General features: G+C 52.8%; 21 protein-coding genes. 11 read left to right on the top strand and 10 right to left on the bottom strand.

Going from position 1 to position 26,687, the window contains the following annotated elements; genetic code table 11:
* Nucleotides 1-5 precede the first annotated feature (5 nt).
* Nucleotides 6-1,214 (top strand): DNA (cytosine-5-)-methyltransferase, encoded by a 1,209-nt coding sequence (gene dcm, locus NE623_RS12840; protein ID WP_256272368.1) that lies wholly within the window; start codon nucleotides 6-8, stop codon nucleotides 1,212-1,214.
* A 58-nt stretch (nucleotides 1,215-1,272) separates the two neighbouring features.
* Here dcm and NE623_RS12835 read toward each other — a convergent pair whose 3' ends face one another.
* The 4 genes from NE623_RS12835 to NE623_RS12820 form a co-directional block, all read right to left on the bottom strand.
* Nucleotides 1,273-2,559, bottom strand: a complete 1,287-nt coding sequence (locus tag NE623_RS12835) for an FtsK/SpoIIIE domain-containing protein (protein ID WP_256272369.1) — start codon at nucleotides 2,557-2,559, stop codon at nucleotides 1,273-1,275.
* Between the two features lie 23 nt (nucleotides 2,560-2,582).
* Nucleotides 2,583-3,794 carry a Rep family protein gene (locus NE623_RS12830; RefSeq protein WP_256272370.1) on the bottom strand — a complete coding sequence of 404 codons (1,212 nt, stop codon included), beginning with the start codon at nucleotides 3,792-3,794 and terminating at the stop codon, nucleotides 2,583-2,585.
* A gap of 270 nt (nucleotides 3,795-4,064) precedes the next feature.
* Nucleotides 4,065-4,412, bottom strand: coding sequence for a hypothetical protein (locus tag NE623_RS12825; RefSeq protein WP_256272371.1), 348 nt, complete (start codon nucleotides 4,410-4,412; stop codon nucleotides 4,065-4,067).
* A gap of 56 nt (nucleotides 4,413-4,468) precedes the next feature.
* Nucleotides 4,469-4,672 carry a hypothetical protein gene (locus tag NE623_RS12820; protein WP_256276159.1) on the bottom strand — a complete coding sequence of 68 codons (204 nt, stop codon included), beginning with the start codon at nucleotides 4,670-4,672 and terminating at the stop codon, nucleotides 4,469-4,471.
* Between the two features lie 207 nt (nucleotides 4,673-4,879).
* Between NE623_RS12820 and NE623_RS12815 the strand changes: the two genes are divergently transcribed.
* Nucleotides 4,880-5,638, top strand: a complete 759-nt coding sequence (locus tag NE623_RS12815; RefSeq protein ID WP_256272372.1) for a helix-turn-helix domain-containing protein — start codon at nucleotides 4,880-4,882, stop codon at nucleotides 5,636-5,638.
* Entirely contained in the window at nucleotides 5,610-7,052 is a 1,443-nt protein-coding gene (locus NE623_RS12810; protein WP_256272373.1) for a tyrosine-type recombinase/integrase, read from the top strand. Before NE623_RS12815 ends, NE623_RS12810 begins: the two co-directional genes overlap by 29 nt.
* Before the next feature lie 377 nt (nucleotides 7,053-7,429).
* Here NE623_RS12810 and NE623_RS12805 read toward each other — a convergent pair whose 3' ends face one another.
* From NE623_RS12805 to NE623_RS12780, 6 genes are all read right to left on the bottom strand, one after another.
* Nucleotides 7,430-8,866, bottom strand: a complete 1,437-nt coding sequence (locus tag NE623_RS12805; protein ID WP_256272374.1) for a tyrosine-type recombinase/integrase — start codon at nucleotides 8,864-8,866, stop codon at nucleotides 7,430-7,432.
* 53 nt (nucleotides 8,867-8,919) lie between these two features.
* The gene (locus NE623_RS12800; protein WP_256272375.1) at nucleotides 8,920-9,153 is read right to left on the bottom strand and encodes a helix-turn-helix domain-containing protein; all 234 of its coding nucleotides are present in this window, start codon (nucleotides 9,151-9,153) and stop codon (nucleotides 8,920-8,922) included.
* 889 nt (nucleotides 9,154-10,042) lie between these two features.
* A complete protein-coding gene (locus NE623_RS12795) occupies nucleotides 10,043-10,453 on the bottom strand; it encodes a PaaI family thioesterase (RefSeq protein WP_256272376.1) in 411 nt (136 codons plus the stop codon).
* Between the two features lie 248 nt (nucleotides 10,454-10,701).
* Nucleotides 10,702-11,091 carry a carboxymuconolactone decarboxylase family protein gene (locus NE623_RS12790; RefSeq protein WP_256272377.1) on the bottom strand — a complete coding sequence of 130 codons (390 nt, stop codon included), beginning with the start codon at nucleotides 11,089-11,091 and terminating at the stop codon, nucleotides 10,702-10,704.
* Nucleotides 11,092-11,095: 4 nt separating this feature from the next.
* Nucleotides 11,096-12,520 (bottom strand): pyruvate carboxylase subunit B, encoded by a 1,425-nt coding sequence (locus tag NE623_RS12785; RefSeq protein WP_256272378.1) that lies wholly within the window; start codon nucleotides 12,518-12,520, stop codon nucleotides 11,096-11,098.
* Nucleotides 12,521-12,801: 281 nt separating this feature from the next.
* Complete coding sequence (locus NE623_RS12780) at nucleotides 12,802-13,815, bottom strand: LacI family DNA-binding transcriptional regulator (protein WP_256272379.1); 1,014 nt, start codon at nucleotides 13,813-13,815, stop codon at nucleotides 12,802-12,804.
* A 300-nt stretch (nucleotides 13,816-14,115) separates the two neighbouring features.
* Here NE623_RS12780 and nifJ point away from each other — a divergent pair, with 300 nt between their 5' ends.
* The 8 genes from nifJ (at nucleotide 14,116) to NE623_RS12735 (ending at nucleotide 25,974) form a co-directional block, all read left to right on the top strand.
* Nucleotides 14,116-17,637, top strand: coding sequence for a pyruvate:ferredoxin (flavodoxin) oxidoreductase (nifJ, locus tag NE623_RS12775; protein ID WP_256272380.1), 3,522 nt, complete (start codon nucleotides 14,116-14,118; stop codon nucleotides 17,635-17,637).
* Nucleotides 17,638-17,660: 23 nt separating this feature from the next.
* Nucleotides 17,661-18,779, top strand: a complete 1,119-nt coding sequence (locus tag NE623_RS12770) for an aconitase family protein (RefSeq protein ID WP_256272381.1) — start codon at nucleotides 17,661-17,663, stop codon at nucleotides 18,777-18,779.
* A 15-nt stretch (nucleotides 18,780-18,794) separates the two neighbouring features.
* Nucleotides 18,795-20,591: an aconitase/3-isopropylmalate dehydratase large subunit family protein gene (locus NE623_RS12760; protein ID WP_370866752.1), complete on the top strand. Its 1,797-nt coding sequence runs from the start codon at nucleotides 18,795-18,797 to the stop codon at nucleotides 20,589-20,591.
* 19 nt (nucleotides 20,592-20,610) lie between these two features.
* Nucleotides 20,611-21,507: a phosphate acyltransferase gene (locus NE623_RS12755; protein ID WP_256272382.1), complete on the top strand. Its 897-nt coding sequence runs from the start codon at nucleotides 20,611-20,613 to the stop codon at nucleotides 21,505-21,507.
* Between the two features lie 28 nt (nucleotides 21,508-21,535).
* On the top strand, nucleotides 21,536-22,879 hold the full coding sequence (locus NE623_RS12750; RefSeq protein WP_256272383.1) for a 2-hydroxycarboxylate transporter family protein: 1,344 nt from the start codon (nucleotides 21,536-21,538) through the stop codon (nucleotides 22,877-22,879).
* A gap of 103 nt (nucleotides 22,880-22,982) precedes the next feature.
* Entirely contained in the window at nucleotides 22,983-24,092 is a 1,110-nt protein-coding gene (gene buk / locus NE623_RS12745) for a butyrate kinase (RefSeq protein WP_256272384.1), read from the top strand.
* 4 nt (nucleotides 24,093-24,096) lie between these two features.
* Entirely contained in the window at nucleotides 24,097-25,176 is a 1,080-nt protein-coding gene (locus NE623_RS12740; RefSeq protein WP_256272385.1) for an isocitrate/isopropylmalate family dehydrogenase, read from the top strand.
* A gap of 102 nt (nucleotides 25,177-25,278) precedes the next feature.
* Nucleotides 25,279-25,974: a DUF554 domain-containing protein gene (locus tag NE623_RS12735; RefSeq protein WP_256272386.1), complete on the top strand. Its 696-nt coding sequence runs from the start codon at nucleotides 25,279-25,281 to the stop codon at nucleotides 25,972-25,974.
* The last annotated feature ends 713 nt before the right edge of the window (nucleotides 25,975-26,687 follow it).

The raw sequence follows: 26,687 nt of genomic DNA, 5'->3' as shown, positions 1-26,687 counted from the left end.
GTACGATGGATAAAACGATATGTGAGCTTTTTGCGGGCGTTGGTGGATTCCGGCTTGGATTTGAGCGAGAATCAGCAGATTGGCGTACAGTTTGGTTCTCGCAATGGGAGCCGGGGAAAAAGCGTCAGTGGGCTCACGACTGCTATGTATCCCACTGGGGAGACATTGACGAAAATACAGGAATTGACATAGCAGCGGTAGATAAAAGTAAGATTCCCAATCATAATTTGTTGGTAGGTGGTTTCCCCTGTCAAGACTACTCTGTGGCTAGGCCATTAACTGGCAGCCACGGTTTAGAGGGGAAAAAAGGTGTATTATGGTGGCAAATCCGCGATACACTTGAAGTCAAAAAAGCACCGTTCGCATTATTTGAAAATGTTGACCGTCTAGTGAAGTCTCCGTCTACACAGCGCGGGCGTGACTTCGGCGTTATGTTGGCCTGTCTTGCGGATTTGGGTTACTCGGTGGAATGGCGCATTATAAATGCCGCTGAATACGGAGCAGCACAGCGCCGCCGCCGTACATTTATTTTTGCATATAAGAATAATACAAATTACGGTATGCAAATGGAAAACTACGCAGCGGATGAAATCATTGCAGACGAGGGCTTCTTTGCAAAGACGTTCCCCATTCAACCGTTGGAAAATGTAACGATAAAGAATACCAAAATTGATTATTCTGACATTGTCGAGGTTTCAAACAACTTCCGCTTTGCATTTGAAAACGCGGGCTATATGAAAGATGGCCGTGTTTATACGGTACAAGTTACGCCAATCTTTGAAAAGTCCACAACTCTCCGTGAGATTGTTGTTTCTGATGCTGATGAAAAGTACTATCTTGGAGACAATCTGGAAAAGTGGTTGTACCTAAAAGGCTCGAAAAAGATTCAGCGCAAAAGCAAGGCGGGTTTTGAATACACATTCTCCGAGGGTGCGGTTGCTTTCCCAGATTCGTTGGATTTGCCAGCGCGGACAATGCTCACATCGGAATCAAGCGTTAACCGCAGCACCCATGTTATTGCAGACCCAGTGACAGGCAAATACCGTTTGTTGACCCCCCTTGAAGCAGAACGGATTCAAGGTTATGGTGATGACTGGACGAACACAGGGATGCCAGAAAAATTTAGATATTTTTGTATGGGAAATGCTCTTGTTGTGCCAATGGTTACACGAATGGCAAAAACAATGGATGACATTTTCGACAATGAGGACTAAAACAAAAAGAGGGCGCATGGATCGCGCCCTCTTTTTGTATTTAATTGATGTTAACTTTTCAAACCAGTGAATCGTCAAAATAGTACGCTTGAAAAACTGTACCATCTGCGGTGATGAAACGTCCCTGTGCATCTGATGGAATTTGTTCCGCTGCGCGGCCATCGCCGATGATGATAGTTGAAAGCGTAGCGTCTGCACGTCCACAGATGCGGACGTTGAGATTATTTTTGATTTGTCCGGGCAGAATGTTGGCGTCCGGGCGTTGCGTTGCTAAGACCAAATGGATGCCAAAGGCGCGTCCCTGCCGAGCAAGGGTCGAAAGGCGGGCTTCAATTTGAGAGAGAAGTTCTTTACGCTCTTTATCTGCTCCGGTCTTATCCAGCAGTTCGGCGACTTCATCGCACGAAAAGATGATGCGGTTTAGAAAGTGGTTTGTTTTCTGGAAATAGTCGGTAATATTTGAAGCATCGGCTTCTACAAACAATTTCTTACGCTCTTCCAATTCATCAACCAGACGATTCAGCAGTTCAAGCAAGTCTTTTTCGGTTGTGATGATGTGGGAAAAACGATGCCACAACTTGCCGAAATCAACGCCGCCTTTAAAGTCTGCAATGTATACAATATCGGACTGTTGGATGCACTGCCACAAGATGCAGCGAAGAAGTACGGTTTTGCCGCTTCCAGTGTTTCCACCGATTAGAATGTGTGGCGTCTTGTTGAGGTCAATAATTATATCCCCAGTCAGACCACGACCAACAATCAGTAGGTTGTCATTGTGACGCAATACATAGGTATCACTCCAACGGAGCAAATCGAAAACGTGACCCGGCTGAACGCAATGCAGCGTGATTGTCCTACGGTCACGCCCCTCATGGATTGATTCAATCAGCATATTTAGGGCGGTTTCGATTACAAGCTGTGCGTCAATCCATTTTTTGAGGGGAAAGCCGGTACAAGAATAGGTATACGCCACTACATTGTGGTCGAGAAATTCCATTCTAATAAGGTATGGCGCTTCACCTGCATGGTTTACAAAACCTACGCGGGAAAAATTACGCTGCATTTCCAGCGCACCCGGAACATAGCCGATGAGAGCCGCACACAGAGGAACAAAACAGATGAAAGTCATGATGCCGAAAATGACCATAATGTTGTTGAGTACAGCAGGAATGTTGTGCGGCCGGTAGATTACGGCGCAGAGCAGGGCATCCAGCAGAAGCAGCACAATAAGCAGATTGCGCTTGCGGGGATTGGTGGCCGCATTGTAGAAACCGTTTTTTACGGTGCAAAGGAAGTTGCGGAGGTTGGTACGAGCGTTGAGGTCATTATTGCTTGGATTAGTCATAACAATACCTTTCCGGCTGTTCATTAGCCTGTAAATAATTCTGTATCGATTCTGTCGGTTACATCTATGAAAGATTGCTGAACAGAATCGTAACTTTCGACATAGGAAACATCAAAAACAGAACATAGTTTTTTGATGGCTTCTTTTTGCAAACTGTTTTCAGTTGCGAATTGTGCAGGAATGCTGTTCTTCCCCTCGCCAATAAGCTGATAAGATTGTTTGTTGTCATTGTAAATGTAAAGACTTTTATGTGTCTTTGTAAGCATAATCATTTCTTTACATCTACGCATTAGCTGTTCAATGGGTTCACTTGGATTTTCATATGCGGTATGAAAATCTTCAATGGTGAGAACTGTTGTAATGATTATCAGCTTGACTTCCAGCCAGCGGTCACGGTAGCGGGCGCTTACAGAAGAAGCTGAGTTATTGTCTAGCATTTTCAAAAGGTCGCTGAGTGAAAAGGATTCGGGGCGCAGGTCATCTAAGATGAGCGCGTCTTGCCCGCCGTAGTCTTGCACTGGGTCACGGCTGCTGCCGGATAAACAGTAGCTAAGACCGCGCTTTTCACAGATTTGTTTTGCAAGAGTTGTTTTTCCTGCACCCGGTTCGCCGTAAATGTAGATTACTTCAATTTCACGGTCAGAGCAGGACTTGATTTTCGTTTGTCGATATTCAAACGCTTTTTCAAAGTCGGTTTTGTGGTCCATATACATCCCCATAGAGATGTACTCCATGAGATTATAGGGACGAATTTCGCCAGCTTCAATTTTTGTAAGGACGTTTCGGAACGACTTGTTTTGTGCGTGCCATGCTTCACTTTCGGCACGGATTTCTTTCCACTTGAATCCCGGTTGTGCAATGACTTCTTTGTCATCGTATTGGTGCTTTTCTGGCGCGTTGCGGTGCGTTAGATAGGAGATTGCACCGCCAATGTCAGAAACCATGCGTTTACCAGCGGGACGTTTTTGATGGATTTTGTTGACGTAGTTTTTGCTGACACCGACATAGCCACCAATCGTAGAGGGCTCATAGGAATCATTTAATTTAAGAATTAAATGGATATGAGGCTTTTTGAGATTGCCATTTTCATCGGTGTCTTTGTCGTGAATGATGTATACCCAATGTTCGATTTTGTCGTTGCTGTTAAGGTTCTCTTCGAGTTTCTCTTTCCAGCTATCGGGATAGCCCGGAAGATACTCAATTTGTTGAACGATTTCGCAAACACGCAGACCCATTTGTTTTTATCACTTCCTTTTGATTACCACATATCTACCACATACAGACCTGTCAAGGAGCCAATCAGGACAAGCCCCCTGATTGGCTCAAATACTATAACGGTAGGCTTTTTGGGGGGTTATGTAGTTTATGTTATAGTGGTAAGCAAGCCTACCACATAACAAACAATTCATGATCGCCCCGCATGGCGGGGCGACCCAAAGGGAAAAAAGTAGCGACGGCTGGCGTGAGATGCTTTGTGGCATCCCCCTCCTGCCGCCGCTTGGCGCTTAACCGTTGATAACGGTTACACCATCTGCAGATGCCTTAAGATTGATGGCATCAATGCCACGCTGCCCCTTAACGTAGGTGGGATAGATACCCAGTTTAAGGTTCGTGAACTTGGCGAGGTGGTCGTAGGCCTCTTCACCGAGCAGCTGCTTTCCGGGGATTTTGACATCCAAGCGTTCGCCAAAGAAACCAGAGCAGGTGACGGTGTAGGTGTAGCCCAAGATGGTGTCGGTGCGATTGCCGTTGTTGTACTCATAATACGGACGGACACCGCACAGGCGCAGGCGCTCACCGAGCGTTGCGGGGGAAACGGAAACGAGTTTGACGGAAGAATTAGTGAGTTTCATAGAGGTATCTCCTTTTTAATGAAAAGAATTGAAAGATGTATGTAAAAGTGGACGGCTTATGCCGTGCCACTGATACCGGAGTTGGAATTGCCTAGTTCATTAAGTTGCGCAACAAGCGCATCATAATTGATTAGGCATTTTTTGCCGATGTACAGCGCCGGAAGTCTGCCTTGCTTCTCCATAACCCGGAGAGCGTGTTCTGGCAAAAGGCCAGTGGCCGCAACGCTGCGTATCGACATCATGCGAGGTGGTGAGTTCATAAGTGAACCTCTCTGTTGACATATCCACAAGGAATATTTATAATAGGAAATGCAAGACGAGAAGATTTCTTTTAGGAATCCTCTTTGACTATATTATACTACAAGAAAAATCACGATAAAAGGGGGTTTTCCGATGTTACGGATTTTGAAATATTTGAATGAAAAATTTCTAATCGGAAATTTCAATAAGGGGCGTGAAGAAAAAGTATGAGAGATAGCAAAGAAATTTTTGCAGAAAGATTGCGAAATCTAATTGAAGAAAAGGGCATAAGCCAAAAACAACTTGCAGCGGAAACACAAATTGCAGAAAGTTCCATCTCGAAGTATCTTAGCTGTGATGCCGAGCCTAAATTAGTCCCGCTTGCAAACATTGCAAAGTATTTTGACGTATCGGTTGACTATTTGCTTGGAATTTCAAACTGTAAACAATATGAGAAAAATATCCAAGCGGCAAGCAAATTTACAGGTTTGGCAGATGAAGCATTGATAAACATAAGCCGTCTGAATGGGCGCGAAAGAATTGTATTTGAAGAAATTGTATGTCATGACTTGTTTAGGGAACTGCTCCGACATTTTATATCATATGTAAAAAATAGAGAGCGAGACATCAGTAGGAAATACATAAACACGTATATGGAAGAAGAAATAATCCCAAAACTCAAAGATGAAACAGAGGAAAGGCAGAATTTTTTTCACCGTATGTTTTGGGATAAGCACCGAGATTTAGGTTCAAGAAAAATAGCAAATGGGGAAACGCTAACGCTTTTTTCTATAACTAACACCATAACAGAGATTGTAAAAACTGTTGGGGAAAAAGTGGCGAAGAGAGAATTTGCAGATAAAATACAAAATTGTTTGAACAGAGAAATGATATATAGGTGCGAAGAATTTCTCCATCCACCGAAAATATCAATAGACGAACAGGAGGATGCGCAAGATGGCGAATATTCAAGCGAGACGGAATAAAGCTGGAAAGCTCATCTCATTTAGCATTCGCGTGTTTCGTGGGAGAGATGAAAACGGAAAACAACTAAAGCCATATGTTACAACATTTGCAGTTGAGCCGACGTGGTCGGAGTCAACTGCTGAAAGAAAAGCAAAGGCTTTCGCTGCAATCTATGAGCGTGACTGCAAAGAGGGAAAGGCCACTGATAGTAGGCAGTCTTTCCGTGACTATGCGGAGTATGTTCTCCGTGAAAAAGAAAGAGCGGGCGTACTGAAGAAAAGTACACTCGCTCGATATAGAGATTTAACTCGTAGAATCTACCCAGAAATCGGTGCAATCAAGTTAAAGGACTTGCGTCCGCAGCACCTTACTAATTTTTATGGAAAACTACAGGAACTAGGTAATGTGGATAGGACAGCGAAGCCAAAGCCAGCACTGACTAAAGTTGTTGATGAAAAACGGTTAGGTCTGTCTGCGCACCAACAAATTATTGATGCTGTGGCCGAGGGAAAAAGGATTTCGCGTGAATTGATTGCAAAATGTGCAAATATATCATCATCAACAGTATCGTTAATGTTACGCGGCAATGAGGTTAAGGCAGATAAGGCCGAAGCTGTAGCTATGGTCTTGGGATATAAAACAGAACAACTTTTCAAGATCATTGAAAAGAATAAGAATTTATCTGCAAAAACAATCAATGAATATCATGGTCTTATTTCTTCAATCCTTGCACAGGCAGAAAAGGAAATGCTTGTCCCCTACAATGCAGCCAGTAAAGCTATTTTACCGAAAATCCACAAAAAAGAAGTAGACTTTTACCAGCCAGAACAGATTGAAGAAATAAAAAAGGCTTTTGACAAAGAACAACTACGCTGGCGCGTATTTGGGTATATGCTCATTTACACAGGCGCGCGGCGTGGTGAAATTCTGGGATTACATTGGACGGACATTGATTTTGAGAATCGACAGGTTTGTTTACGTCGAAATGTCCTATATAATAATAAGGATGGCGTTTATGTTGATACCCTGAAAAACGAATCTTCCGTTCGTTTATTGTATTTACCGCAGAGCGTTATTGATATGCTCGTTACTTATAAGCAATGGCAAACAGAGGAGATTAAGCGTCTTAATGGGTATAGAGCAGATAACGGATATGTATTTGCAACAGAAAAGGGCGAACCGTTAAATCCGGGAACGGTTGCTTCTTGGTTGGAACGTGTGGAAAAGAAAAACGGCTTGCCGCATTTGCACTCACACGCATTTCGCCACAGTCTGGCATCTGCATTGTTTGGGCGGAATGTTGACCCGGTGACTATATCCAAAACGCTGGGACACGCACAGGTAAGTACGACTGAGGATATATATGCGCATATAATTGAAGCAGCTAAAAAACGCAGCGCTGACATTTTGGAAGATGTGTATAATCGGAAGTAGTTCAACAAAAGTTCAACAACTTTGCGAGAAGTGCAACAACGATACAACACATCACGAAACGATAATGATACACAATATGCGAATTACCGAAATAAATTGCACGATAATAAATGATACAAAACGCAAAATATAGAACTCATAACCCGGATGTCGCAGGTTCAAGTCCTGTCTCCGCAACCAACAAAAGCTCGTTGAAACGACAAGTTTCAACGAGCTTTTTTCTACATTATGGCAAAAGTGGTAACAATCTGGTAACTTTGACCCCAAAATGACCCCAAAACGGGAAAACGACTGCGCCCGGACGGTTGAACTTTTCAACCGCCCGGGCGCTTTTTGTGGATAAATCTTGCGGAGTTGGCAGGTAAATATAGGAGCGGTCAACCTGCTTTGACGAGTACCAGCACGCTGTTGGTTGGCACGACGATCTGTTCCTGTTTGGTGGGAATGGGCGGGTTCTTGTATTGGCGCAGGGCTTTTTGGATTTGTTGCTTGACTTCCAGCAGGGCAGCGTCTAGTGTTGGCGCTTGTGCGGTAACTTTGGGGAAGTCAGGAACATGGGCGGTGCAGCCGCTTGCCGAGAGTGTGCAAAGCACAGGATACGGCTGGTTCTCCACAGAGATACGGTACTGCATCCCGAACATATCGTTCATTTTGTCCATTTCGCGCCGTTTGTGTTCGTCCATACTGTGGACATAGGTGTCCATTGTGAACGCCACCGAGTAGTGACCAAGGATGGCTGACAGGGTCTTGTAGTCCATGCCGCGCTCCAGCGCGCGAGTAGCGAAGGTATGCCGCAGGGCGTGGAAGGTAAAGTGTCCGATGTCGGCATCCTTCAACAAGCGGTCATAGTGATCCTTGAAGGTTTTCTGCTCAAAGTAGTGACCGAACTCGTTGGTAACGATGAAGCCATCGTCGGTGTACTTATCCCCTGCCCGCAATTTGTCTTGTGCCTGCTGCTGTTTCCAACGGGCAAGCTCGTCTGCCATTGTGCGGGTCAGTGGAATCGTGCGGCGGGAGTTTTTCGTTTTGGGTGTGCCGAATACGATTTCAGTTTTGTTCTCGCCGTCGTGGGCTTCGTACTTGGCAAGGCGGTTGATGGTGCGGCGAACATGAAGCTGCGCGGTGGAAAAGTCGATGTCCTCCCACTTCAGCGCCAGCAATTCCCCCATGCGTAATCCGGTACACAAATCCAGCCGGATAAATACCCCATAGCGATGGCGGTAGCTGGCTTGCACCAGCGCCCGTTGCTGGTCGTTGGTAAATACTACAATTTCGGGCTTTTCTCCGCTGGGCAAGGTCACGGCATCGCAGGGATTGTACACTAACAAGCGCTCCTTTACGGCCTGTTGTAAGCACTTGTGTAATGCCATGTGGTAGTTGCGCAAGGTCTTGGGGGATAATCCTTCCTCACGGAATTTGTAGTTGTAAAACTCCTGCAAGATGTGCGGCTCTAATTTCTTTAATAAAATCTTTCCCAGTACACAAAAGTGCTTGTTGAGATAACTGCGGTAGCTGGCGTAAGTAGATTGCTTGACGGTGTCCTTCATATAGGTGTCCAGCCAATACTCGTACCACCCGCCAAGGGTCACAGACATCGGATCGCGCCAGCCCTGTGTGCGGACTTCGTGGGCTTGCTGCTGTAAAACGGCGATTGCTTCCTGTCGCGTGTTACAGCAGGTGGATGTACGCCTAGGTTTGCCGGTCTTGTAGTCGATTCCGGCTGACAGTCGAACCTCCCACCGTCCGTCTGTTCGCTGACGAATGTTGCCCTCGTTGTGCCCACGGCGCAGGGATGTTTTAGATGTGTCTTTCACGGTGCATCGTCTCCTTTCGTGACACAAAGACTACCACAGGTACGACCACAAAGCTATTCATCAGACCCGACAATCTTCGGGTTCTCGTTTTGGGCTTTATTGACCTTTTGCCGTTCCAGCCAGTCCAGTAACTCATCCCGCCGCACCAGCAGTCGGTTTCCAATGTGGAACGCCGGGAAAGTTGCGTCGTGAAATATGCGGTAGGTGGTCGAGCGCGAGATACCGAAGTAAGTTTGCACTTCCTTGGGGCTGACAACATTGGGTAAATTTTGAAATTCCGTGTTCATGGGTTCCTCCTATGTAAATAATTTATAAAAAGGTCGTTACTATATAGCCGCTGAGAACGGCGAAAATTACGAGGTTTTTTAAACTGTTTAGAAAAAGTTCAAATTTTTTGAAAGATTCCAAATCATATCATCCAGACCGGCAGTCGCAACTTTTGCAACTGTCCTCAAAATTTTTGAAAAAGCACCTCTACTATATAGCCGCTGAGAAACGGTCAAATATGTCGCAAAGAAAAAATATTTAAAAGATTTCGCATCTGACTAAATGCCCGAATGCACTTCAAAACCAGCATATCACCCATTGTGCTAAAAACCCTTGCACTTTTACAAAATATCTAAGTCCATTTTAACAGGCAACGGGGCAAAAACCCTGCCACATTACTCAAAATAAAACAGGCAAGCCGCAGATTAAAACGGCTTGCCTGTAGAATGACGATGCTGACGGTGATGACGATGTTTTTGATATACCCCTTTACCCTATCCCACGAACACCGTCATCATCGTCATCACCGTCACACTTATAGCGAAATGACGCTTGCAGTTTACTACTGCTCGAAACAAAAATAGTGATATTACGAGAAACACAAAATCAGAATGACGCAGATGACGCTAATGACGCTGAATCTGGGATATGGTATAGGGATATCCCCAAAACAGCGTCACGAGCGTCATCAGCGTCACTATCGTCACGCAAGAACAGCGAGGGGGTCTGGGGTACACCCCAGAAATGCGTTTGTGGATATCCAAACGCTATGCTAGCAAAACATGTCTACCCCCCCCAAAAAAACGATAGCACCCAACCCAGATGCCCATACAAATTCGTATATCCCCAGAGTGAATCACCTGTGATTCATCCAAAAATCTTGACTCGAAAAAGTGAATCGGTTCTGATTCACTTCCCGGACTCCCCCGGCTCGATGCAGTAGCAGTTGAAACTGCCCTCGCAGAGCAGGCACTCCTCGCCGGAGAAAATCTCTACGCGCACAACGCTGACCAAGCGGCCGCGCTTCAGGACGCGGGCGTTGATGAAAATTTTGCCACTCGATACATTTTTTAAAAAGGACATATGGTTGCTCTGGGTCACATAATACCGCCCATCGGTAAAGGCGGCATAGCCCGCGGCGCAGTCGGCCAAAGCCATCAGGTAGCCGCCGTGCAGCGCACCGTAGCCGTTGCAGTGCTCCATAGTCACACCAGCTTCCAGGCTGACGTAATCTTTACCCATTTCATGCACCGTAAAGCCCAGTGATTTGGTAAAATCATCGTGGCTGATGAGCTTTTGCAGAGCCTCATAATATTCCATAAAAAACATCCTTTCTTGAAAGTACAAGAAAAAGGCCGGCCCTTGAGAAGTGAGGACCGGCCTTTTTCTGACCAGAGCATAGGAGAGAAAAGCCCCATCGCTTGACTCTCCTAATTATAGGGAAAGAAACCCGGCAGCGCAAGGTGGGAGAAGGCTGTGAAAGATACTTACGGAGAGATTTCCAAAAATGTGATTGTTATTGTATAGAGAAGAGATATGCGGCCGCCGGATTTCGTTTCGTAAAGGAATCAGTCCTCGTCCAATGCGATGGTTTCGAGGTCGAGCTTCTCCAGAATGGGCAGCAGCTTCGTGACGCCGCAGGTGAAGAAGATGATGCGGATTACTTCGCAGATGTCATCCACAGTAGCACCGTTCTCCAGCGCCAGACGGGCGTGGACCTTCATGGTGGTGTCGGTGCCGGTGGCCATACCGATGGCCATAACAATCAGCTCGCGGTATTTGCGGGGAATCTGCACATCGGTGCCGTTGTCCACATACTGGTCCAGAAATGCCTTGACCAGCATCGGGTCATTGCCCATCTTCTGGTGGCTTTCCAGCAGCTTGCCGCCGCGGGCCTCTTTCAGCTGAGCCAGAAATTCACGGCTTTTGGCCAGCTTCTCGGGATTTTCCTGTTTCATAGGTTTACTCCTTGGTTTCATAGCGGTTTTTCAGATAGTTGACAGCGATATTCGGGAAGAGCGCATAGGTCAGCACGTCCTCATCACTGTGGGCCAAATCGCCGATTTCGGTCTTGGCCTTCTCCCAGCCGGGCTCCAGCAAATCAGCCGGGCGGCAGGTGATGGGTTTTTCATCGCCCAGCGCCTTTTTCATCAGTTCGGGGGAAATGTCACCCGGCGGGCAGCCGTACATACCGCGGCAATAGTCGCGCATTTCCTTGCTGACGGTCTTGTAGCGCTCGCCCATCATGACGTTGCTGGTGGCCTGTGCGCCACACATCTGGCTGCTGGGGGTGGCCAGCGGCGGATAACCCATATCCGCGCGGACGCGGGTGACTTCCCGCAGAATCTCCGGCAGACGGTCCAGTGCATTCATGCTGCGCAGCTGGTTCTCCATATTGGTCAGCATACCACCGGGAATCTGGTGCTGCAGGCAACCAACGTCCACGCCAATCAGGCGGCTTTCGTATTCCTTGCGGCGGGTGCGCAGATACTGGAAGCCCTCGTTCAGTTCATTGAACTGGGCAAGGTCGATTTTCGGGTCACGGGGCGTGCCGCGCAGTCCGGCGATAAAGCTCTCAATCGGCGGGTGGCCGGGGCCCATGCCAAGGCTGGAAACACAGACGTCCAACCCGTCCACACCGGCGCGGATGGCCTCCCAGTAGCACATTTCCGCCATGCCGCCGGTGCAGTGGCAGTGCAGATGCACCGGAATGTCCAGCGCAGCTTTTAAGGCGCTGATCAGCTCATAGGCGGCGGGCGGCGTCATCAGGCCGGCCATATCCTCGACATGGATGAGCTCGGCGCCCATTTTCTGCTGTTCCAGCGCGTTTTCCACAAACTTTTCAGTCGTGTGGAAGGGGCTAAGGTTGTACTGGACACTGCCTTCAATCTTCTTGCCCATCTTTTTGACAGCGCGGAAAGCAGTCTCGCAGTTGCGCAAATCCTGCAGGGCGTCAAAAATCAGGAACACGTCAATGCCCGCGTTGGCGGCGCACTCGACAAATTTTTCTACAATATCATCGGGGTAGGCGTGGTAGCCCACCAGATTCTGGCCGCGCAGCACCATCTTCAGCGGGGTGTTTTTCATGAAATGCTTGAAGGTGCGCACGCGGTTCCACGGGTCATCGTTCAGATAGCGGATGCAGACATCAAAGGTTGCGCCGCCCCACATCTCCATGCTGTCATAGCCGACGGCGTCCATCCGCTTGAGCAGCGGAATCATATCCTCGGTAGTGACGCGGGTGGCCAGCAGGGACTGTACGCCGTCACGGAATTCAACACTGTTGAACTTGACGGGGGTGGAGCTGGCAAACTGGGTATGCCCGGCGTTGCTGGTTTGGACAGCAGGGGCCGGTGCAGCAGGTTCCTTTCGCTTAAAGAAATCCATAGTAGACTCCTGACTTATAGAAAGACTTTTCCCAAAAGCGCGGCCGCGGGATGGTAAATCGATTCAGCCGGAAATAAACAGCTGTAAGCGGTGCCTTTATAGAGAAATAGTCTTGCGTGTATGGTTTTATTTGTAAGCCGGTAAATCATACAGCTAAAACGATACACTAAATCGTTACACTATTTGTAGCACAGTTTTTTTCATTTGTCAACACAAAAATGCCGCGCATACCGAAACTTTGGTGTGCGCGGCAAATTTTTTGTCTTGTTTTTGTGCAAGTCTTACAAACGGAAGCTCTCCCGCAGCTCCACGCGGGCCTCGCTTTCAATGCGCAGCGGCTCGCGGCTGCCGGTCGTGATATGGGAAATCAAAGCCCCGACAGCCTGGCGGGCAATCTCCTCACTGGGCATCGAAACGGTGCTGACGGCGGGAATCAGGTACTGCACGCTCATGGGGTCCTGCGTGGCAAAGCTGAGTAGCTCCATATCCTGCGGAATCAGGATGCCGTATTTATGTAAGGTATATAACACGCCGGGAACCATTGTGTCGCTTTCGCACAGAACCATCTTGGGCATATTGGTCAGCGCGCAGAGGCTTTCAGCAGCAGCGGCACCGCCCTCGGCGGTGTTGGCGCCGGAGAAAATCCACTCTTGCGGAACCTGAATCCCCAGCTGCTGGCAGGCAAAGACAAATGCGTCGGTGCGGCGGCTGGCGGCTACATAGCGGTTTCCGGCACAAATCAGCGCGACCTGACGATAATTTTTCTGCCGTATCAGGCTGGCGGCCAGCAGGCCGACCTTGTTGCTGTTGGCGCTGGAGGTGCTGTACTTGTTGCTTTCGCGGTTAATCAGCACAATGGGAACCTGTGTGTCGAGCGTTTCCAGATGGCGCACATCCTGCTCACTGGCTGCGCCGATGATGGCCCCGGTGTAGTTGTTGTGAATCAGTGCCTCGCAGGCATCCGCAATATGGTCATTGGTAAAGGGGTGCACCACCAGCTCACAGTCGTAGCTTTTCTCGCGCAGGGCTTTCTGTATTAAAGAAAGGAAGTAGCCCAGCATATTGGCGCGGTAGTCCAGCGGCCAGAAAAAAGCCACCACGGGACGCCGTTCGGCGCTGGTGCGAAGGCGGCGGGCGCTCAGGTTGGGCTGATAGCCAAGCTCCCGCATGGCGTTCTGGATGCGGATGATGGTCTCCGGCGGGATACGGTGCTGCTCACCGCGGCCGTTCATAACCAGAGAAACGGTGGTGGGGGAAACCCCGGCTGCTGCCGCAACATCCTTGATGGTGGGCATAAAGGACACTCCTTTGCTAAAAGCATTTACTGCGTTTACTAAACTATAGCACTGTTTACTGGAAAAGTCAACGTTTAGCAGAAAATTGCTAAACAAAGGCTGAACGAGTGTCTTTTTTGTCATTTTGTGCAAAATGGTTCCACAGCCATTTTGCAAACCGCCGAAGTTGCGCCAGGGGTCTTGACGTTGCTAAAACGATACACTATACTGCAAACAGGTAAATCGATACAGCTAAGTAAGGATAAAGTTACAAGACAAAAACGCAAGAAACAGAGCAACCGCAGAAAGGACGGAATCCTTATGGCTAAAAAGAAAACAATGGACGGTAATGAGGCAGCCGCATACGCATCGTATGCGTTTACCGAAATTGCAGCCATCTATCCCATCACCCCCTCCAGCCCGATGGCAGACCATGTTGATACATGGGCAGCCAGCGGCATGAAGAACATCTTCGGCCAGTCGGTCAAGCTGGTCGAGATGCAGAGCGAGGCCGGCGCAGTCTCCGCCATGCACGGCGCGCTGGACAGCGGCAGCCTCGGCACCAGCTACACGGCCAGCCAGGGCATGATGCTGATGATCCCCACCATGTACCGCATTGCCGGTGAGCTGAAGCCCGCCGTTATCCACGCCGCATCCCGCAACGTGGCTACCAATAATATCTCCATCTTCGCCGAGCATTCCGACGTTATGGCCTGCCGCCAGACCGGCTTTGCCCTGCTGGCATCCTCCAACGTGCAGGAGTGCATGGACATCGGCGCTGTGGCGCATCTGTCCGCCATCAAGGGCCATGTGCCGTTCCTGCATTTCTTCGACGGCTTCCGCACCTCCCACGAAATCCAGAAGATTGATGTGCTGGACTTCAACGACCTTGCCAAGCTGGTCGACTATGAGGAACTGGAGAAATTCCGCAAGCGCAGCCTGAACCCCGAACGCCCGCTGCTGCGCACTGCCGGCCTGAACGCCGACACCTACTTCCAGTGCCGCGAGGCCATGAACCCCTACTACGATGCTCTGCCGGAGATCGTGGAGGAGTACATGGGCAAGATGAGCGAGCTGACCGGCCGCGAGTATCACTGCGTCAACTACTACGGCGATCCTGAGGCTGAGTATGTGCTGGTCGGTATGGGCAGTGTGGCAGAAACCGCTGCCGAGACCATCGACTATCTGCGCGCACAGGGCAAGAAGGTCGGCTATGTCAACGTTCATCTGTACCGCCCGTTCCCGGTGCAGTACCTGCTGAACGCACTGCCTGCCACCGTCAAGGCTGTCACCGTTCTGGACCGCACCAAGGAGCCCGGCGCTACCGGCGAGCCTCTGTATGAGGATGTCTGCAGCGTGCTGAAGGAGTTCCGCAGCGACCTGCCGGTCTACGCCTGCCGCTTCGGTCTGGCCTGCAAGGACACCACCCCCGCCCAGATTGTTGCGATGTATGAGAATATGACCGCTGCCGAGCCTGCCAACCACTACACCATCGGCATTGATGATGACGTGACCCACCGCTCTCTGGCTGTCGGCAAGGAAATCAACATTGTGCCTGCCGGTACCTGCAGCTGCAAGTTCTGGGGCCTCGGCTCCGACGGTACGGTCGGTGCCAACAAGAACACCATCAAGATTATTGGCGACCATACCGATAAATACGTACAGGCCTACTTCGAGTATGATGGCAAGAAGTCCGGCGGCGTCACCAAGAGCCATCTGCGCTTCGGCGATGAGCCCATCCGCAGCAGCTATCTGGTCCGCCACGCTGACTTTGTGGCCTGCCACAATAAAGCCTATGTCGCCAACTACGACATGGTTTCTGACCTGAAGGAGGGCGGCAGCTTCCTGCTGGCTTGCGACTGGGCCGATGTTGCCGCACTGGACGCTCATCTGCCGGTTTCGATGCGCCGCGCGATTGCACGCAAGCACATCAACCTGTATGTCATTGATTCTGTGGCCATCGCTGCCGAGCTGGGTCTGGGCAACCGCACCAACACGATTCTGCAGGCTGCCTTCTTCCACATCACCGGCATTATCCCCGATGACAAGGCTGTGGAGTACATGAAGGCCGCCGCCCTGAAGAGCTACGGCAAAAAGGGCGAAAAGGTCGTCAATATGAACTATGCCGCTGTTGACCGCGGCATCTGCGGCGCCGTCAAGATTGACTACCCCGCCTCCTGGGCTGATTTGGCCGATGAAACGCCCGCACCCCGCAAGGATGTGCCGGAGTTCGTCACCAAGATTCTGGAGCCGGTCAACAATATGCACGGCGATGAGCTGCCTGTCAGCGCCTTCGTCGGCCTCGAGGACGGCACCTGGCCGCAGGCTACCTCTAAGTATGAGAAACGCGGTGTGGCCGTCAAGGTTCCCGCATGGGATGCCTCCAAGTGCGTGCAGTGCAACCAGTGCTCCTACGTCTGCCCCCACGCGGCCATCCGGCCCTTCCTGCTGACTGAGGAGGAGGTTGCCAACGCCCCCGAAAAGATGGAGGTTGCCGACACCAAGCCCAAGGCTAGCGAGTACAAGTTCCGCCTGCAGACGGCTGTTCTGGATTGCCAGGGCTGCGGCAGCTGCGTGACGGTCTGCCCGACCAAGGCTATCACGATGGAGCCGCTGGACACCCAGCGCCACGAGGAAGCCAACTGGGAGTACATCGACGCGCTGCCGGAGGTGCGCAACACCTACGGCGATGACACCGTCAAGGGCAGCCAGTTCAACCAGCCCCTGCTGGAGTTCAACGGCTCCTGCGCAGGCTGCGGCGAGACCCCGTATGCAAAGCTCGTCACCCAGCTGTTCGGCGACCATATGTACATTGCCACCGCAACCGGCTGCTCTCAGGTCTGGGCCACCAGCTTCCCCAGCTTCCCCTACTGCACCAACAAGAAGGGCTTTGGCCCCGCACTGGGCGGCTCTCTGTTTGAGAACAACGCTGAGTTCGGTATGGGCATCAGCCTCTCTGTCGAGCAGCAGCGCGCAGCACTCCGCACCAAGGTAGAGGAGCTGATGAGCAAGATTGACGAGAACAGCGACCTGTATGCTGCGGCGAAGGCATGGGACGATAACTTTAATGTCAGTGCCAAGAGCGAGGCCGTCAGCGATGCGCTGAAGGCGGCTGTGACCGGTGCAGAAGTGCCGGAGGACGCCAAGGAAGCACTCGACTACGTACAGCGCAATGCCGAGCATCTGCGCAAGAAGTCCGTGTGGATCTTCGGCGGCGACGGCTGGGCCTACGATATCGGCTACGGCGGTCTGGACCATGTGATTTCCACCGGTGCCAACGTCAACATTATGGTCTTTGACACCGAGGTTTACTCCAACACCGGCGGACAGGCCTCCAAGTCCAGCCCGCGCTCTGCCGTGGCACAGTTTGCTGCCGCCGGCAAGCGCACCAAGAAGAAGGACCTGGGCATGATGGCCATGAGCTACCGCGATGTGTATGTGGCACAGGTGGCTATGGGTGCAAACCCGGCCCAGCTGCTCCGCGCTGTCAAGGAGGCAGAAAGCTATGACGGCCCCTCTATCGTCATCTGCTACTCCCCCTGCATCAACCACGGTCTGCGCGCCGGTATGGCCAACGTTATGACCGAGATGAAGAACGCCGTCAACTGCGGCTACTGGCAGCTGTACCGCTATGACCCGCGCCTGATTGACGCCGGCAAGAACCCGTTCCAGCTCGACAGCAAGGAGCCGACCGGCGATTACCAGAGCTTCCTGCAGGGCGAGGTCCGTTATTCCAGCCTGGCCCGCAAGTTCCCCGACCTCGCACCCGACCTCTACGCCAAGAGCGAACAGGACGCCAAGGAACGCTATGCAGGCTACAAGGTGCTGGCCGAGGAAAAGTAACCCGGATTGTGAAGGAGCAAACGATGGCAAACAATTTTGATACCCTGCTGACCGCAGCCCCCGGCAGCGTTGTCACACTGGAGCCCGATTACATCGTGGTAAATGACGGCGTTTCCTATCTGGCCGCGGTGGAGGCAAAGAGCGTTGCCAACCCCGATAAGGTGCTGGTGTTCTTTGACCATAATGTTCCCACCGGTGACCCCGAGGGTGCCCGCGTGTTCGGCGTGATTCGCGATTTCGCCAAAAAATTCGGCTGCCGTTTCATTCAGGCACAGGGCGTTGCCTACCAGTATATGTTCAAGGAGGTCGTCCTCCCCGGCCAGGTTGTGGTCGGCGGCGGCAGCCACAGCGCCATCTTCGGCGCAAACGGTGCGCTCGGCTTTAACGTCAGCCCGCTGGAGCTGGCCCGCGTGCTGGAAACCGGCAAATATCAGCTGATTGTCCCCCACACGGTCATCTTCCGCGTGGAAGGCAAGCTGAAGGACGGTGTTTCGATGATGGACGCGGCGCTCACCCTGCTGAAAAACAGCAAGTGCGTCCCTGGCAGCATCGTTAAATTCGTGGCACCGGCGCTCTCTGCTCATGAAAAGAGCGTTCTCTGCTCGATGGCCTGCGGCACGGGTGCCGTGACGGCCCTCTGCGTGGAGGAGGGCGACACCGACCGTGTGCTTGACCTCTCCACCGTAGAGCCGATGGCAGTCCTGCCCTGTGAGGTGCGTTCTGCCCAGCATATGGCGGAAATCCGCCCGGTGGCCGAGCTGGCCGGTACCCATGTGACCGCCGGTCAGATCGGCGGCTTTACCGGCGGCACCATCGAGGACCTGCGTGTGGCGGCCAACATCATTAAGGGCAAAAAGCTGGCCCGCGGTTTCCGCCTGACCATCTGCCCCGCCACCAGCGCTGACTACATCGCCGCCTGTGAGGAGGGCCTGCTGGAACTCTTCATCGACTACGGCGCACAGATCTCCGCTGCGGGCGACCACAGCGTGGTCCGCCAGGGCGCAGGCGTCATCGGCAAGGGTGAGACCCTTGTCACCACCGGCCTGTACACCTACAACGGCTGCATGGGCGTCGCAGATTCCAAGGTCTACACCACATCGGTCGAGACCGTGGCCTGCGCCTCGTTCACCCGGACACTGTAAAGGAGGGTTCGTACAATGGATAAAATTTTCAGCGGTAAGGTATGGACCTTCGGCAATGATATCGACACCGATACCATCATCCCCGGCAAGCGCGGCACCATCCCCACCATCGAGGAAATGAAGAAATACGCCTTTGAGCTGCTCAAGCCGGAGTTCGGCTCCACCGTGCAGCCCGGCGATATCCTCATCGCAGGCACCAACTTCGGCTGCGGTTCTTCACGTGAGCAGGCGGCCACGGTCTTGAGCCATAACGGCGTGCGCTGCATCATCGCCAAGAGCTTTGCCCGCATCTTCTTCCGCAATGCGTTCAACAGCGGTATCCTGCTGCTGACTTGCGACGGCATCCAAGATGTCGTCACCGGCGGCGACATCGTCACCGTCGATGTGGACAACCACACCGTCAGCGCCAACGGCCAGACCTTCACGGTCGGTGCCGTACCGGAAAACCTGTTCAACATCGTCGCCAACGGCGGTCTGATTGCCGATACACGCCGCCGCCTCGCCGAGGGCGTCCAGCCCAGCGAGCCGCACGAGCTGGACTACACTGCCCGCCGCAAGAAGGGCTTCACGATGGCCGAAAAGCTGCTGCGCAAAAACGCAGGTGTCGATGAGGTCAAGCCCGGCGATATCGTCATTACCCACCCGGATATGTTCATGATCCACGATATCTACACCCCCTACCTGCTGGACACTTTGGAGCAGATTGGCGCGGACAAGATCGCGGACCCGGACAAAGTTACCATCATCTTCGATCACTGCATGCCCACGGCGGTCGCCAAGAACGACTCCGCCCACTATGATGCGGGTCTCGAACTTTCCCGCCGCTACGGCATCAAAAAGCTGCACATCGGCGAGGGCATCTGCCACAGCATCATGCACGAGGAAAAGTACGCCAAGCCTGGCTGCATTGCCACCGCAACGGACAGCCACACCACCACCTACGGCGGCGCGGGCAACTTCTGCTCCGGCATCGGCACGGCCGAGATGGCCGCCGCCCTCATCACCGGCGAGCTGTGGTTCAAAGTGCCCGAGGCAATCAAGATCGTGCTGAACGGCCACCTGCCCGACGGCGTCCTCTCCAAGGACGTCATCCTGAAAATCTTAGGCGACATCAAGGCCGACGGCGGCCAGTACAAGAGCCTGGAATTTACCGGCCCTGCCGCCCACGAGATGAGCATGATGGCGCGCTTCACGGTTGCCAATATGGCGCTGGAAGCCGGTGCCAAGTGCGGCCTGTTTGAAGCCGACGAAAAGACCGCCGCATACTACGGCATGCCTCTGGAGGAAATCGACTGGGTCTGCGTCGACGACGATGCCCACTACGAAAAAGTTCTGACCTACGATGTCAGCGAGCTGGAACCCCAGCTGTCCTGCCCGCAGGGCGTGGACAATGTCCACCCGCTGCATGAAGTGCTCGGCACCCCGATTGACGAGGTCTATCTGGGCAGCTGCACCAACGGCAGTATTGAAGATTTGGCTGTTGCGGCAGAAATCATGAAAGGCAAGCACGTTCCCGATACGATGCGGTTTATCGTGGTTCCGGCCACGAACCGTGTCTTTAAGGAAGCTATCAAGCGCGGCTACATCAAGACCTTTATCGAGGCCGGCGCTGTGATCTGCCACCCCTGCTGCGGCCTGTGCTGCGGTATGCCCTACGGCCTGATGTACGATGATGAGCGCATTCTGTCTACCGCAAACCGCAACTTCATCGGCCGTCAGGGTACCAAGAAAACGCTCAGCTACCTGTGCAGCCCCGCAGTGGCAGCCGCCACCGCACTGGCCGGGGTAGTTTCTGACCCGCGTACTCTGTAAGGAAAGGAGGAAAAATCCCATGCTGAAGAATTTTGAACAGTTGAAGGAGATGCTCCGCGCCAAGCCCGGCACCCGCCGCGTGGCGGTGGCCGTCGCGCAGGACGAGCACACCCTGCAGGCTGTGGCCCATGCCGCCAATGACGGTCTGGTGCAGCCGGTTCTGATTGGCAAGGCCGAGGAAATCAAGGCTATCCTTGCTAAAATCGGCTTTGATGAGAGCAAAGCGGAAATCATCGACATTGACGATCCGACCGAATGTGTCCAGAAGGCAGCCGACCTCGCCCGCGAGGGGCAGGCAGACTGCATTATGAAGGGCAAAATCGAGACCGGCGCGCTGATGAAAGTTTTGGTCAATAAGGACCACGGCATCCGAAAAAGTGATACAATGAGCTTGGTAGGCTTCTTTGAAAGCCCGCACTACCACAAGGTCTTTGCCATCACCGACCCGGCTCTGCTGATTTACCCCACCTTGGAGCAGAAGAAGGCTATGATTGCCAACGCAGTCGGCGCTTTCCATGCGCTGGGCGAGGAAAACCCCAAGGTTGCTGTCATTGCCGCGGTTGAGAAGGTCAACCCGAAGATGCCCGAAACCGTGGACGCCGATGCCATCAAGCAGGAGGGAGTGCCCGGATGCACCGTTGAAGGTCCCATCAGCCTTGATCTGGCGATGGACCCCGAATCCGCACCCATCAAGGGCTATGTCAGCCCTGTGGCCGGTGATGCCGACCTGCTGGTGATGCCCAACATTGTGACGGCCAACGCTGCTGCCAAGACAATCACTGTAATTGGCGGCGGCCGCACCGGCGGCGTGGTTCTGGGCGCAAAGGTTCCGGTTCTGCTGGTTTCCCGCGCTGCCTCTGCCGATGACAAGTATATGTCCATCGTGCTGGCTGCCCTGATTGGCAGCAACAGCTGAATGTGTAAAACGTGAAGGAGAAATCCCTATGAAAAACGGCATCAAGTTCAACGTATGCGGTTTGAACTTTAAATACTTTGTACCGTTCTTTGCAGTTGTCATGCTGTGTACCTATCTGGGCGTTCTGCCCACCGCAAAGGTGTATTCCAATGATGCGGGCACCTACGTGGCCACTACCTTTGTCGCCACGGTCGCGTTCCTGATGTGCATCGGCGGTCTGTTCTTCTGGCTTGGCAATACGATTCCCATCGTCAACAATTATCTTGGCGGCGCCTGCCTGCTTCCGCTGTTTGGCGCTTCCCTGATGAACTACCTTGGTCTGATTCCCGAAAACCTGCAGAACGGCTGCAAGGTTCTGATGAAAACCGGCTTTCAGGATACCTACATTGCCCTGCTGCTGGTCGGCTCGGTGCTGGTGATGGACCGTAAGGTACTGTTGAACGCCACAGCACGATATCTGCCTACCGTCATCGGCAGTCAGGTCTTTGCCCTGCTGTTCTGCGTGGTCGGCGGTGTGATTACCGGTTTCGGCGTCAAGGAAGCACTCTTCAATGTCGGCGCTCCCTGTATGTCCGGCGGTTCTGCAGGCGCTATGACTACCCTTCCCAGCCTCTACTCCACCCTGACCGGTGAGGATATGACCGGTCTGGCGGGTCAGTTCCTCTGCTATGCTTCTATCGCCAACGTTCTGGCTGTTCTCTTTGCAGCTATCGGCGGTGCCGTCACTAAGAAGATTCCCGGTATGAACGGCAACGGCAACATCCTCATCAAGCAGGATAAGATCGAGGCCGAGGATTCCGTCAAGGGCGAGAAACGCCCTGTCACCAGCCCGGACTATGCAGCCCTCGGCGGCGGTATCTTCATGGCGCTGACCCTCTATCTGGCTGGTGAGCTGCTGGCTCACATCCCTGTGCTGGACAACATTGCAGGTCTGGCATGGACCATCATCCTGGCCATCATCATCAAGTGCACCGGCATCCTGCCGGAGGAAATCTCCTACAAGTGCGTTTATTCGATGCAGTTTGCCCTCAAGGCACTGCTGCCCATGCTGATTGCCGGTATCGGCGTCTGCTCTCTGAAGATTACCGACCTGACCAGCTACTTCACCCCCGGCGCTCTGCTGGTTATCGTTCTGGGCGTTCTGGGTGCTTTCATCGGCGCTATGCTGTTCGGCCGCCTGTCCGGTCTGTATCCGTATGAGGCCGGTGTCACCGCTGGTCTGTGCTGCTGCAACATCGGCGGTTCCGGCGACCTGGCCGTTCTGACCGCTGCCGACCGTATGGATCTGCTGGCATTCGCCTCCATCTCCACCCGTATCGGCGGTGCGCTGATGGTTATCTGGATTGGTCTGCTTTACCCGATGTTCCTGTAATCGCCATTATCTTCTCTTCTTCGTTTTTGTCCTGACAGATGCCGGGAGCCGGAGCCGATACGGCTGCCGCCCCCCGGCATCTGTCTTTTTTAAGGAGTTTTTTATGAAAGCATATAAAGTTTTTGCCATCAATCCTGGCTCCACCTCCACCAAAATCGCTATGTTTGAGGGCGATAAAGAGGTGTTCAGCAAAAATGTTTCCCATGATGCGGAGGAGCTGAAAAAGTTCGCCGAAATCAACGACCAGCTCCCCTACCGCAAGCAGATGATTCTCGATGAGCTGGCGGCTGCCGGGCAGACGCTGGAGGGTGTGGATGCCTTTGTCGGCCGCGGCGGCGGTCTGGTCAACATTGCAGGCGGCACCTACACGGTCAATGACCAGCTGCTCGAGCACGCCCGCGTCGGCTTCACCGTCAAGCACCCCGCCACACTGGGCGCACAGCTGGCCCATGAGTTTGCCGGGCAGTACGGCGGCGCAGCGTTTGTGGTCAACCCGCCGGATGTGGATGAGTTCATTGATGAAGCCCGCGTCACCGGCCTGAAGGGCATCTACCGCGAGAGCCGCATCCACGCCCTGAACCAGAAGGAAATCGGCATCCGCTACGCCAAGACGCTCGGCAAAAAATACGAAGAAATGAACCTGATTATCTGCCACATCGGCGGCGGTATCTCGGTCACAGCCCACCGCAAGGGCAAGATGATTGATTCCAACGACATTGCACAGGGCGACGGCCCGATGGCACCCACCCGCTGCGGCGCGCTGCCGGTCAAGGACGTTGTGAAGATGTGCTTCTCCGGCAAATTCACCGAGCGCCAGATGTATGATAAAATCACCAAAACCGGCGGTCTGGTGGACCATCTGGGCACCAGCGATGCCCGTGAGGTCTGCAAGATGATTGACGAGGGCAGCCAGTATGCCAAGCTGATTTATGATGCTATGATTTACCAGATTGCCAAGCAGGCGGGCGCTATGGCCGCTGCGCTGGAGGGCGATGTGGACGGCATTATCCTGACCGGCGGCATCAGCTATGACAAGTATGTGGATGCAGAGCTGACCCGCAAGCTGAAATTCATCGCGTCGGTCACGGTTATGGCGGGCGAGTTTGAGATGGAGGCGCTGGCCGCCGGTGCCATCCGTGTGCTGAGCGGCGAGGAGCAACCCAAGGAGTATACGGGCATTCCCTGCTGGAACGGCTTTGACTTCGACAAGTAAGCCGATGAAAAAAGTAGGCATTATTCCCGGTGACGGCGTCGGCCCGCAGCTGGCAGCACAGGCGGTGAAGGTCTTACAATATTTTCAACAAACGACCGGTCTGAATGTTGAAATTTTGTTGCTGGAAGCCTGCGGCGCTGCAATTGAGCACTGTGGCGACCCGCTGCCGCCGGAGACCAAGGCACAGGCCGCACAGTGCAGCGCGGTGCTGATTGGGAATATCGGCGCAGCAAAATACAACACCCTGCCGCCTGACCGCCGCCCGGAGCGCACTCTGATGGAGCTGCGGCAGCTGTTTGGCGTCTGCACGAACCTGCGCCCGGTGTTCCTGCTGCCGGGGCTGGAAGAATTTTCACCCCTGCGCCCGGAACTGATCGAAAAGGGCTTCCGTGTCCTCGTTGTGCGGGATATCCGCGGCGGTATGCTGGCCGGTCCGCATGACAGCTGGGAAGGCGTGCATGGCTGCGAGGCCTGCGATACCGAATATTATAATGAGGAAACCGTGGCACTGACTGCCCGCGTTGCTTTTGAACAAGCGCGACAGCGCAAGCATATGGTCTGCAGCCTGGATAAGGCCAATGTGCTGGCCTCCGGGGTACTGTGGCGCAATCAGGTCACGGCGCTGGCAAAGGAATACCCCGATGTTGAGCTGCGCCACTGCTATATTGACACAGCCAGCATGGAGGTAATCCGCCAGCCGTGGTCGTTCGATGTAATTGTGACGAACAATGTCTTTGGGGATATTATCGCGGATGAGCTGGCGCAGATTTCTGGTACGCCAATGCTGTTCGGTTCGGCAGAGCTTGCCCCCGATGGCCGCGGCATTTATACGACCAACCAGCTGCACAACCCGAATGAGGCATTAGCGCTCTCGAACGGAGCCTGTCCGGCGGGCATCCTACACGCTGCCGCCATGCTGCTGGAGCATAGCCTTGCCCGTCCTGACTTAGGAAAACGTCTGCGTCAAGCGCTGCGCAAGGCCAGTGCCGATAAGTTCTGCACTGAGGAACTGCCCCGCCATGACGGCCGCTGTGTGACAACCGCTGAATTCGGCGATTACATCATAGAGCTGCTGCGGCAGTAAAAAATGCGGCGCTGCCGGGATGCAGCGCCGCTTTTGCTGTATTGCGCAGGAAAAGCTGAGGCAATATAATAAAACTACACAAAGAAAGAGGAAATGTTCAAAATGCCAATCGGCGTATTCACAAACTGCGGGGCCGTTTTGCTGGGCGGCCTGTTGGGAACCCTGCTGGGAAAGGTTCTGCCGGAGACACTCAAAGAGCATCTGCCGACGATGTTCGGCCTGTGCTCCATCGGCATCGGCGTCAACTCGGTCATCAAGGCATCGGGTATGACGGCGGTGGTGCTGGCCATTCTGGTCGGCTTCACCATCGGGCATCTTTTGCATCTGGAATACTGGACCAGCCGTTTTTTCCATAAGCTGGTCAAGTTCATGCACCTTGGCGGCGATGATATTGATATGGAGTTTTATATCACAGCGGTGGCGCTGTTCTGCTGCAGCGGCTTCGGCTGGTACAGCACCCTGACCGAGGGCATCGCCGGCGATCCGAGCCTGCTCATGTCCAAGGCCGTGCTGGACGGCTTCACCGCGCTGATCTTTGCGTCCACCCTGGGCGCGGCCATCTGCGCCATTCCGCTGCCCCAGTGCGCAATTCTGCTGCTGGTGTTTCTGGCCGGGCGCGGTCTGTCCGGTGTGCTGACACCCACGATGTTCGCCGACCTCTCCGCCTGCGGCGGAATCCTGACCATGGCCGCCGGCTTCCGCGTCTCCCGCATCAAGTCCGTACCTCTGGTGGATCTGATGCCAGCCCTGATTTTAGTTATGCCGTTCAGTATGCTCTGGACGGCGCTGATGGGATAAGTAAATTATACCGCATTGGCTTGGACGGGTGCAATCGTAAGTTGTACTCTCCGGTGTTAAGCTGTACGCATCCCTGCAAGATTACAGTGGCAAAAATTCGTTTTTTTGTAGTTTTACGGATAGGATACGATAGTATCTTAGTATTTTATTTATTTAGTTATTTATTTGCGTTGGATTTACCTGTACAGGGAAATCCCGTTCAGGTAAATGCCTTTGCTGTAAAATAAAAAATCCCCGGAAAACGGGGAATTTGGGGCAATATTTGGCTGGACAGGCACCGTGCCGATGCGTTGCAAACGTACCCAAACAGAGGCGTTTCTCGCGGTGACAGGGGCGGTGCATGGGGATGGCGTGGAGTAGTGCTTGCGTACAACTTCTTGCCGCAGAGTAAAACTTATATACTGGCTCGTTAGGCTTTTCACTTGCGTGAACCCTGTGATATGAGTATCCACTTTTCTCAATGGAACCAAAGCTGCGCATTTATTTGAGCGTTGCGAGTCAGAATCCGTCTCGCAGATTTGCCCCCAAAACTGCCCCCAAAAGGGTTTGGAACGGGTCAGCACGATGCAGCACCCTTTTGTACACATGGGACAAAATCTATTTCGAGCCTTGGTACGCAATACCACCAAACCCAACAAAACAGCACCCTAACGCACAAACTTTGAATTTCTCATAACCCGGAGGTCGCAGGTTCAAGTCCTGTCTCCGCAACC

This window comes from Gemmiger formicilis (assembly GCF_024462815.1).
In the GTDB taxonomy this organism is placed as follows: domain Bacteria; phylum Bacillota; class Clostridia; order Oscillospirales; family Ruminococcaceae; genus Gemmiger.
The sequence above is the reverse complement of the archived record's forward strand: the minus strand, read 5'-3'. Positions and strand labels throughout refer to the sequence as shown.